This window comes from Bacteroidota bacterium (assembly GCA_039714315.1).
Taxonomy (GTDB): domain Bacteria; phylum Bacteroidota; class Bacteroidia; order Flavobacteriales; family JADGDT01; genus JADGDT01.
The window spans coordinates 1-11205 of sequence record JBDLJM010000104.1 but is presented as its reverse complement, the minus strand read 5'-3'; the positions used below and the strand labels follow the sequence as shown (position 1 = coordinate 11205).

Sequence of the window (11205 nt, the reverse complement as noted above, 5' to 3'; positions counted from 1 at the left end):
GGAGTAGTTTGCTGAGCTACTTCCTGAACCTCCTCATGGCTGGCCTCTATAATTTTGCCTTCTACTCCCAGATCCGTGATAACAGATATACCAAAACAGGTCATATTCATATGCTTGGCAACTATCACCTCCGGAGCAGTTGACATACCAACAGCATCAGCTCCAACATTTTTCACCATCCTGTACTCGGCCGGTGTTTCGAAAGTTGGTCCCTGCAAAGCCAGATAAGTACCTTGATGTGTTCTAAATCCAAAGTCTTTGGCTATTCTGTGAGCTTTAGATATCATTTCCAAACTATAAGGCTCACTCATGTCAACAAAGCGCGGTCCCAGTTCATCAATATTCTTTCCTCTTAGCGGATGTTCAGGCATCATCATTATGTGATCATTTATCAGCATAATATCTCCAATTTCATAATTGGGATTAACGCCTCCACATGCATTCGACACAACAAGTTTTTCTATTCCTAGTAACTTCATTACTCTCACAGGAAATGTTACCTCCTGCATGGAGTAGCCTTCATAGTAATGAAATCTTCCTTTCATAGCTACAACTTTTTTCCCTCCAAGAGTTCCGAGATAAAGAGCACCGGAATGCCCTTCGACTGTAGAAACAGGGAAATTTGGTATTTCCTCATATGGCAAAACAACATCTGCTTCCATATCGTCGGCAAGTTGTCCCAATCCACTTCCTAATATAATTCCAAACTCAGGTTGCTCTCCCCACTTTGATTTAATAAAATCAGCTGTTTCCTTAATTTTTTTTAACATAAGCTCTTATTTTTTTGTCAAAATTGGCTTTATCACCATTTAAAAAATCGACAGAAATAGGAAGATACATTAGATTACTTTTGTGAATACCTGTGGCATTTAAACGAACATAATCTTTTTCGGTTGTCAATATAACCTTCTTACCTGACCCCAAATTGGTAAATTCCGATTCTATCTCAAATACATCAGTTTTTGTGAAATCATGATGATCAGCAAATTTAAGGTGCTTAAAAATTATATCATAACTTTTTAGGTGCTTAATTAAAGGGTCAGGATTTGCTATACCTGTAACCAACAACACCTTATACTTTATTAACGTATCATATTCAAATACTTTGTCCCATCCAAAGGCCACATCACTATAAACAATCTTTGAGAAAAATAACTCCTGATGGGATCCGATATTCAGTTTTTTATGTAATTCTACAACTTTTTTATTGGAAACCTTATCCGGGCATTTGGTCACTACAACCACATCTGCCCTTTTACTTCCATTAGAATATTCCCGCAACCTTCCTGTCGGCAACATCCAGTCATCTGAAAATAAATCATTATATGGGGTAAGTAAAATCTGTAAACCGGGTTTTACACGTCTGTGCTGAAAAGCATCGTCAAGCAGAATAACTTCAGGTTTTTCATTCTCATCCATCAACTTTGTTATTCCCTCTACTCTATTTGCATCCACAGCAACACTAACACTCTCAAACTTTTGATGAAACTGCATAGGTTCATCACCAATATCACTCGCATTTGTAAATTTATCAGCGATAAAGTAACCTTTGGTTTTTCGCCCGTACCCCCGTGAAAGAGTAGCCAAATGGTACTTGTCGTTAAGCAGTCTGATTAAATATTCAATATGAGGTGTTTTACCTGTTCCTCCTGCACTTAAATTACCAACAGCAACAACAGGCAAATCGAATTCTGTACTTTTAAACCAGCCAAAATCATAAAATTTATTTCGCAGATATGTAATTAATCCGTAGAGAACAGAAAAAGGCAAAAGTATAAATCGAATGATATTCATTGATTTCAAATTGATTTTATTATATTCCCGAAATCATGTAATTTGCAATGTAATTTTTTAGGCTATGTGAATATATCAATTCTTTTGGAACTATTGTTTTAAAACAATAATTGATAAAATACATTTATCAACCTACTTATCAACAACTTAAAACAGAGAAACATATAACAGACGTACCGTTTGTAATATTTTTCCGCCATAACTATGCAGATAAAAGAGATAATTAATTTACTGGAAGAGCTATCACCAACTTTTTACGCAGAAAGCTACGACAACGTTGGTTTACTGGTAGGTGACCCAAATGCAAAACTAACGGGAATACTAATAACTCACGACACTTTACCAAAGGTTGTAGATGAAGCTGTTGAGAAAGGCTTAAACATGATAGTAAGCTTCCATCCGATAATTTTTTCCGGATTAAAAAAAATCACAGGAAAAAACTATGTGGAAAAAACAGTTATTAAAGCTATAAAAAACGATATTGCCATATACGCTATACACACGGCCTTAGATGTATCGTGGCAAGGTGTAAACGACATTGTACTACAAAAGCTCGGAGCAGTAAATAAACAAATATTACTTCCAAAAGAAAATACAATTAAAAAGCTGTCAACATATGTTCCTGCTGAGAATGCCGAAAAAGTGAGGTTAGCACTATTCGAAAGTGGAGCTGGAACTATTGGCAATTACGATAATTGCAGTTTCAACATAGTAGGAAATGGAACATACAAAGGTAATGAGGAGTCAAATCCGGTTATTGGAGAGAAAGGAGTTTTGCATATAGAAAAAGAGAGCAATATTAACATTACATTCCCGGCTCATTTAGAAAGAAAAATATTAAACACTCTGATAAAAGTACATCCCTATGAAGAGGTTGCATACGAGATAACTACTTTAGACAATCAAAACCAACAAATCGGCCTTGGAATGACGGGAGAATTACAAAATCCTATGCCGGAAATTGATTTTTTTCAATATTTAAAAGAAAAATTGCCGACAAAATGTATAAGACACAGTAATTTTACAGGAAAGGAAATAAAAAAAATAGCTGTACTTGGCGGTTCGGGAAGTTTTGCAACAAAGTCAGCTATAGCATCAGGAGCGGACGTTTTTATATCTGCAGATTTTAAATATCACGAATTTTACGGCGCCGAAGACAAGATAATTATTGCCGATATCGGGCACTATGAAAGTGAACAGTTCACAAAAAACCTTTTGTTTGAATATCTTAGCAAAAAAATCACTAAATTTGCAGTCGTTTTATCTGAATTAAATACAAATCCAATCAATTATTTGTAAATGGCAAACGATAAAGAAATCACAGTAGAAGAGAAGTTAAGAGCACTTTACGATCTACAACTGGTTGATTCAAGAATCGATAAAATCCGTAGTGTACGCGGTGAATTACCTCTGGAAGTAGAGGATTTAGAAGATGAGATTACAGGTTTGGAAACTCGTCTTGAAAAATTAGGAACCGACATTACTGGTTTAGAAAACGACATTAAGGAGAAGAAAGTCGGTATTGAAGAGGCTGATAAGCTTTCTATTAAATACGAAGAGCAACAAAAGAATGTTCGTAACAACCGTGAGTACGATTCTCTTTCGAAAGAAATGGAATTTCAAAGTTTAGAAAAAGAACTTTCGGAAAAAAGAATTGGTGAATACCAGGCAAAAATCATTCAGAAGAAACAAACAATTGAAGAAACCAACACTAAGCTTGATACTAGAAAAGGTCATCTTCAACACAAAAAGGATGAACTTGATGGTATTTTAGCCGAAACTCAGCGCGAAGAAGAGTTCTTGCTAGCTAAATCTGAGGAATTTGGTCTGCTTATTGAAGAAAGACTGATTTTTGCTTATAAAAGAATTCGCAAGAATGTTCGTAACGGCTTAGCTGTTGTAAGTATTGAACGTGGTGCCTCAGGAGGTTCATTCTTCACTATACCACCACAACGTCAATTGGAAATTGCTACAAGAAAAAAAGTAATTATTGACGAGCACAGTGGAAGGATTTTAGTTGATCCTGCCCTTGCAAACGAAGAAAGAGAAAAAATGGAAGCTATGTTTACTTCTATAGACTAAGTAAACATTCTGTTTTTTTAACAATATTAAAGCTGTCAATTAATTGGCAGCTTTTTCTATATTTGGTGATAATTAAGTTATACCCGATATCAATTGAAACACTCCGCACTTTTTCTCCTCATATCTTTTATTAGCCTGTCTGCAAACGCGCAAAATCTGTGGAATCCTGCATATAAACAAGCCTATAATGAGTCATTATCATTAAACTTCAGCAAATCAGACTCTATATTATCAGCTCAAAAAAACAAAATTACCCCCACAGAAGCATACATAAGAGCCCAATCTCACTTTACAAAGATCATGCTTAATGATTTTGAAAAAGATGAGATTCAGGCAGATTCTTTATCATACTTTCTTGAAAAAATTAATCTTTCACCTTTAAAGTCAGTATGGCTTGATTTTTACAGGGTAGAAATACTGATGATGAAATCACTTGTAAATGCCAAGATAGGACACAATATGAATAGTGTACTCAATATCTACAAAGCTGCGAAACTAACAAACTCAATAATAGAAATACACCCTGACTTCTCCCCTATCCACACCCTAAACGGACTTCAACTATGTACTTTTAGCCAAATTCCTGACAACTATAAATCGTTTGCCGCATTTTTCGGACTTGAAGGCAACTATAAAAAAGGAATAAAAGAAATTGAAAGATCTATCAGACAGAATAAAGATAGCAGTTACGATTTCATGAAAGACAAAGAGAAATTTATCTATGTTTTTGCCATAAAAGAATTTGGAGATGTTAATTCTGTGAGAATTTCTGATGAAATTAAAAACTACCACAAAAACCCTATTCTACTTTACTATGAATCTTATTTACTATATAAGGATTCGAAGATCGAAGAAGCCAGAGACCTTCTGATACAAAATGAAATTCTATGGAAAAATAAGTTTAACTACTTAAACTACTTTACGGGAAAACTGCTGACTTTTGAAATCGACAACAGAGCCAAAAAATACTTATTTGAATTTATTGAAAATGCCAAAACAGATGATTTTAAAAAGTCCGGCTACAGGTATCTTTCGTATTTAGAACTAATAAAGGGAAATACTCAGAAATACAGGCATTATAAATATAAAACTCTCGACAAAAAAATAAATTCAATTAGTGAAACCGATAAATCAGCCGAAAACGAGGTTTTGTTTTTAGACAATCCAACACTGGTTAAAGCACAACTGATTTATGATGGAGGAAATTACAATGAAGCCAAAAAGACACTTCTAAGCAAAAACAGAGAGCATATTTGTAAAAACTCAAACGATTACATTATATACTATTACCGCCTTGCCGGTATTTACTATAAATTAAACGATTACAACAAGGCAATTGAAAATTACAAGAGATGCACCGCTTTTCAGTTCAACAATAAATTGCATTATCAGGCAAATGCTTATTTAAAACTTGGTGAATTGTATTTGATTAAAAACAATATAAAAAAATCAAGAGTAGCACTGGAGAAATGTTTAGAGTTAGCAGACTTCCCCTACTCCTATTCTATCCACAGTAAAGCAAAGAAATTATTGACAGAAACTAAAAACTAACTTTTCCTGGTTGCCTTTATTGAATAAACCAAAGGAATCATATTTTCAATTCCTTTTATCATAAACCTGTCTTTAGCAACTTCGATACCTCCATCAAAAACATTATATGGCGAGAAATTGTGTTCATTAACAAACTCTACCTCCAGCCCGCTATTTATCAGTGAATTTATCACATCTCCCAAACCGTGATTCCACATATAGTCCCTGAGCTCCACTTCTACATTTTTATCGCCATAAGTATTATTCATATCCTCTATTATTACATCACTTTTTTGATATGGATATGCTATATTTTCAAATTTCTCATCAAAGGTCCAAACAATCGGGTGAAATTCAGCAATGTAAAAAACTCCGTTTGGCTTTAAAAAATGTGAAACTATATTTGCCCATTTATCTAAATCGGGCAACCACCCTAAAACCCCATACGACGTATAAACAACATCAAACTTTTCGTCAAGATTATCTTTAAGGTCATAAATATTCGAAACAATAAAATTAGCATCTAAACCTGCCTGCTCTTTTAACTTATTTGCAAAATCAATGCCCTTATCCGACAAATCAATTCCGGTTACCTCCGCACCCATACGCGAGAACGAAAGAGTATCCTGTCCAAAATGACATTGAAGATGCAGTAGCTTCTTACCGTTAATATCTCCCAACTCCGATAATTCGATCTCTTTAAGTGATGTTTTACCTTTAAGAAAAGACTTATTATCATAAAACTCAGAATCAAAATGTATTTCTGCGCGTTTATTCCACGATTCTCTATTCCCCTTAAAAGCTTCCTTTATATTTTTCATACGTTTAAATTTTTCAGATCACAATAATTCACATATATTTTTAGCCTCAAGCAGGATTTTTTTAATCTTACGGCTATTGATATTACTTTTAACAAGCAATTCTTCTGTTAATTCTTTGCAAAGAACAGCTCCCTGATCCAGTATATTTTTTTTCTCTTTACGCGTAAGACTCTTAATACTCGTAAGAGGATGTAGTCCCGATTTGTCTATAATATTTTTAAGGCTATTTCCACTAGGGTAATCCCATGATAGCAGTTTTAAACCATTGCATTTTCCAAATTTTTCGGCATCACCAGTGAATCTGGTATTTGTAACCACCCAACCTTCATATTTCCGACCTCTTATTTTTCCCTCTTTTTTCCATTGATTAAATATATCATCAAATCTTGAACTAATATACATAGGTACTTTTACATCACTTTTTGATTTTCCTTCCTGATGAAATTTACATTCCACCACAATTAATTTTTCCTCATTCTCGGCAACAACGTCTACTTCATGCTGTACACACCGCCCGTTTATTATCTGGCCGGTATCTATTTCGAAACCCTGACTTTTGATTAATGCTCCAACAAATTTCTCGAAAGGATAACCGGTAGGACCCAATTCCATTATTGCATTTTTCAATCTATAACGTCCCGCTGTTCTATTAGATAATTTAACTAAAATAGAATACGCAATCTTATAAACCTTATGGGTTGACATCCCATCCTTGGCATACGAATATAACTCTTCAATAACTTTATCAATAATTTGTTGATCCGCTCCTGATCCTTCCAAAGATAGTCGCAACTTGCTTTCTTCAAACAAAACCTGCTCTCCTGATTTCTTTGTTATTTTAAACTGCTTCATTTCTTATAGATTCATTTAACTGAAATTATTCAAGTAGAAAATATCTAAATTTACAATTTATTATTATTCTGAAATGTTATAAACGGAGTAGAAAAAAATTAAATATAAATACTAAAAAACAACATCACAGATGTACTTTCCATAAAAACAGAATAATAGTAATGCGGTTTGTCTGAGTCTGAATATCTTACTAAAATGGATGTTACAAATAATGTAATTAAAATCAGCAGTAACGAATTAAGCCCTAACTGCCCCATAAAAACATAGTAAGCAAAATTTATGAGTAATAAAAAGTAAGCCAATATTTTAGCCTTTACAACTCCTAATCTCTGAGGAATAGTTTTCATCTCAGGCGAATCAGAATAAACATCTCTCACATCGAAAGGAATAGTAATTGCTACAACAAACATAGCTCTTACAATTGCTTCAGTCAGTACTGATAAATTCACATCTGCACCCGACTCAAAAAGTGGCAACACTACAGTTACTATGCCCCACGAAACACCAATCAAAAATATTTTCACATACGGAAATTCCCTTAAGGCTATTCCTTTCTTCTTTTCACTTATTATCTCAACAGGATAAAGAAAAGACACTACCCCTAATGGAATCAACATCAACATAAGCTCTACGCTAAACTTTAATAAAAAAAAAGGAAGTACTAAAGCAGAAATGAAGAATACGGTTTTCTGAACCAATAATTTATCAATTGATAAAAGTGATTTAAACCCATTAAGCCTACCGGAAGAAAACAAGATTGAAAATGAATAAACCAATAGAGTCGAGAAGAATGAAAAGATGGAAAAATTATCAACATCTACTGAATGAAGCACTCCGGTAAGCTTCACTAAGCTCCAAACACCGAGTGCAACAAACAAACTACTATCTTCTATTACCGATCTAATTCTATTTACCATAAGAGTCGGCAAAGATATAAAGAATAATCTCAAGGAAATCACATACTTATAAAATACAAAAGCCGGATAAAAAAAGTAAAAAACAAGTAATTACACTTTGTCAAATATTGCTGATTTTAGTTTTTATTTCACTAAATTCGCACCATATAAATTATAGTTTATTATTATAACACAACTTTACGTAATGAGAACTGAAAAATTTCTATACCGTCACATTGGGGCAATGAACGAAGATGTGACAAAAATGTTAGAATCAATAGGCGTTAATTCAATGGACGACCTTATTTATGAAACTATTCCTGATGATATTCTTCTTCCAAAAAAACTCAACTTACCCGAGCCTTTATCGGAAGTTGAATACATGACTCACATCAAAAGTCTGGCCGGAAAGAATCAAATATTCAAAACATATATCGGTTTAGGATATAACGCATCGGTTTTACCCGGTGTTATTCAACGAAATATATTCGAAAATCCGGGATGGTATACGGCTTACACCCCATATCAGGCCGAAATTGCACAAGGAAGACTGGAAGCATTACTTAATTTCCAGACTATGGTTTCGGACCTTACAGGAATGGAAATTTCCAATTCTTCTTTATTAGATGAAGGTACTGCTGCTGCCGAAGCAATGGGAATGCTTCTAAGCTCCCGTTCAAGGGCAAAGAAAAAGGCCGGAGCCAATAAATTTTTTGTTTCAAAAGAAGTATTACCACAAACAATTGATGTATTAAAAACACGTTCTACCCCACTTGGAATAGAACTTGTATTTGGTAATCACGAAACAGTTGAGTTAACAGAGGATTTCTTCGGTGCCATTCTACAGTATCCTGCAAAAAACGGAGAAATTTATGAATATTCCGACTTTGTAAACAAAGCATCAGAAAGTGAAATAAAAGTTGCCGTTGCAGCCGACTTATTATCACTTTCTATACTAACACCTCCAGCAGAATGGGGAGCTGATGTGGTTGTAGGATCAAGCCAAAGGTTTGGGTTACCATTAGGTTACGGAGGACCTCACGCAGGATATTTTGCAACTAAAGAAGAATATAAAAGACATATTCCCGGACGTATCATAGGAATATCGAAAGATGCTGACGGAAACCATGCTTTGCGTATGGCTTTACAAACCAGAGAGCAGCACATTAAAAGAGAAAAAGCTACTTCTAATATTTGTACAGCTCAGGTACTGCTTGCAGTAATGTCGGGGATGTACGGGGTATATCACGGACCTGAAGGTCTTAAATTCATTGCCAATACAATTCACGACTTAGCCAAGACACTTGAAAAAGGCATTGAAAGATTAGGCTTCAAACAACTTAACAAGTATTACTTCGACACTTTAGTTATTGATTTAGGCGAAGAAATGCACCCAAGCGGGGAGTCAAGTGAACCTGTTAAACGTTTAGCAGAACAGAAAAAGATAAACTTCCTGTATATTGATGATACCAAAATTGGCATATCATTAAACGAAACAACTTCATTATCTGATGTAAATGAAATACTTGATGTACTTGCAGAAGCAAAACATGTTGAATGTGCTCAGGTATACACAACAGATGCCAGTGGAGTAAAAATTCCCGAGAGTCTTATTCGTACTTCAGAATTCATGACACATGAGGTATTCAACTCATATCACTCTGAAACTGATATGATGAGATATATCAAGAAACTCGAGCGTAAAGATCTGGCATTAAACCACTCTATGATTCCTCTTGGATCATGTACTATGAAACTTAATGCTGCTACTGAAATGCTTCCGTTATCATGGCCGTCATGGGGAAATATTCATCCATTTGTTCCCAGAAATCAAGCTTCAGGATACCACGAACTTTTCAGAAAACTTGAAAATTATCTAAGTGAAATTACCGGATTTGCAGCTACTACATTGCAACCAAACTCTGGAGCACAAGGCGAATATGCCGGATTGATGGTAATTCGTGAGTACTTTAAGTCGATTGGAGAAGAACACAGAAATATAGCTCTAATACCTGCATCAGCACACGGTACCAACCCTGCCTCGGCAGTAATGGCCGGTATGGATGTAGTTGTTGTAAAAACAACTGAAAAGGGAGATATAGATGTAGAAGACTTAAAAGAAAAAGCAGAAAAACATAAAGATAATCTTGCTTGTTTATTGGTAACATACCCGTCTACTCACGGAGTTTATGAAGGTCCGATAAAAGAGATTACGAAAACAATTCACGATTTCGGAGGTCAGGTTTATATGGACGGAGCCAACATGAATGCTCAGGTTGGAGTTACCAGCCCGGGTGAAATTGGCGCAGATGTTTGTCACTTAAATCTTCATAAAACTTTTGCTATACCTCACGGAGGTGGAGGACCGGGAGTTGGACCAATCGGAGTTGCCAAACATTTAGTACAGTTCCTTCCGTCTAACCCGGTTGTAAATACAGGTGGAAAAAATGCGATTACAGCTATTTCTTCAGCTCCATGGGGATCGGCTTTGGTACACTCTATTTCTTACAGCTACATACGTATGTTGGGAGAAGAAGGATTGACATACAGTACAAAAATGGCAATTCTGAACGCTAACTACATGAAATCGGAATTGGCTAAAGAATTCGAAATTCTTTACACAGGAAATGCTGACAGGGTAGCTCACGAAATGATAGTTGATACACGTCCGTTTAAAGAGCACGGTATCGAAGTAACAGATATTGCAAAACGATTGATGGACTACGGTTTCCACGCCCCAACAGTTTCTTTCCCTGTTGCGGGAACTTTAATGGTTGAACCAACAGAAAGTGAAAGCAAACCTGAGCTCGACAGATTTATTGAGGCCATGGTTTCTATCAAAAAAGAAATCCTAAAGATTGCAGACGGTAGTTGTGATAAAGTTAATAATCCATTAAAAAATTCACCCCACACTCTGGAATTAATTACTGCCAACGAATGGGATTTACCATACACCCGTCAACAGGCAGCTTATCCGCTCGACTGGGTTGCTGAAAACAAGTTCTGGCCTGCGGTAAGAAGAGTTGATGATGCATACGGAGACAGAAACTTAGTTTGTGCCTGCGAACCTATAGAAAGCTATATGGACGATGAGGATAAACCGAGACTTAATTTCTCTGTAAGGGGATAGGATGAGGTACTTGGAGTTAACAATATCAGACCTTCGAAGTTTTTCATTAAACTTTGGAGGTCTGTTTTTTTTTAGACTTTGAACTTTAGACTTTGAACTT

Annotated in this window: 9 protein-coding genes; 4 read left to right on the top strand and 5 right to left on the bottom strand. The window is 35.3% G+C overall.

The genetic code is table 11. The features are described from left to right. A partial coding sequence (locus ABFR62_10365; GenBank protein MEN8138822.1) for a purine-nucleoside phosphorylase occupies positions 1-770 on the bottom strand: 770 nt, incomplete at its 3' end. After that, positions 754-1794 (bottom strand): tetraacyldisaccharide 4'-kinase, encoded by a 1041-nt coding sequence (gene lpxK / locus ABFR62_10360; protein MEN8138821.1) that lies wholly within the window; start codon positions 1792-1794, stop codon positions 754-756. The genes ABFR62_10365 and lpxK, both read right to left, overlap by 17 nt. A 204-nt stretch (positions 1795-1998) precedes the next feature. Between lpxK and ABFR62_10355 the strand changes: the two genes are divergently transcribed. The 3 genes from ABFR62_10355 to ABFR62_10345 all read left to right on the top strand — a co-directional run bounded on the left by ABFR62_10355 (position 1999) and on the right by ABFR62_10345 (position 5427). Continuing rightward, entirely contained in the window at positions 1999-3093 is a 1095-nt protein-coding gene (locus ABFR62_10355; protein MEN8138820.1) for a Nif3-like dinuclear metal center hexameric protein, read from the top strand. Further along, a complete protein-coding gene (locus ABFR62_10350; protein ID MEN8138819.1) occupies positions 3094-3876 on the top strand; it encodes a C4-type zinc ribbon domain-containing protein in 783 nt (260 codons plus the stop codon). It begins immediately after the preceding gene. Positions 3877-3969: 93 nt separating this feature from the next. Further along, complete coding sequence (locus ABFR62_10345) at positions 3970-5427, top strand: tetratricopeptide repeat protein (GenBank protein MEN8138818.1); 1458 nt, start codon at positions 3970-3972, stop codon at positions 5425-5427. Here ABFR62_10345 and ABFR62_10340 read toward each other — a convergent pair. The 3 genes from ABFR62_10340 to ABFR62_10330 all read right to left on the bottom strand — a co-directional run bounded on the left by ABFR62_10340 (position 5424) and on the right by ABFR62_10330 (position 7996). After that, a complete protein-coding gene (locus tag ABFR62_10340; protein MEN8138817.1) occupies positions 5424-6227 on the bottom strand; it encodes a class I SAM-dependent methyltransferase in 804 nt (267 codons plus the stop codon). The genes ABFR62_10345 and ABFR62_10340 overlap by 4 nt on opposite strands. Positions 6228-6245: 18 nt before the next feature. Next, positions 6246-7079, bottom strand: a complete 834-nt coding sequence (locus ABFR62_10335; protein MEN8138816.1) for a restriction endonuclease — start codon at positions 7077-7079, stop codon at positions 6246-6248. A gap of 98 nt (positions 7080-7177) precedes the next feature. Then, a complete protein-coding gene (locus ABFR62_10330; GenBank protein ID MEN8138815.1) occupies positions 7178-7996 on the bottom strand; it encodes a hypothetical protein in 819 nt (272 codons plus the stop codon). 184 nt (positions 7997-8180) lie between these two features. On the opposite strand from ABFR62_10330, the gene gcvP reads away from it, so the two are divergent. Then, entirely contained in the window at positions 8181-11105 is a 2925-nt protein-coding gene (gene gcvP, locus ABFR62_10325) for an aminomethyl-transferring glycine dehydrogenase (GenBank protein ID MEN8138814.1), read from the top strand. The last annotated feature ends 100 nt before the right edge of the window (positions 11106-11205 follow it).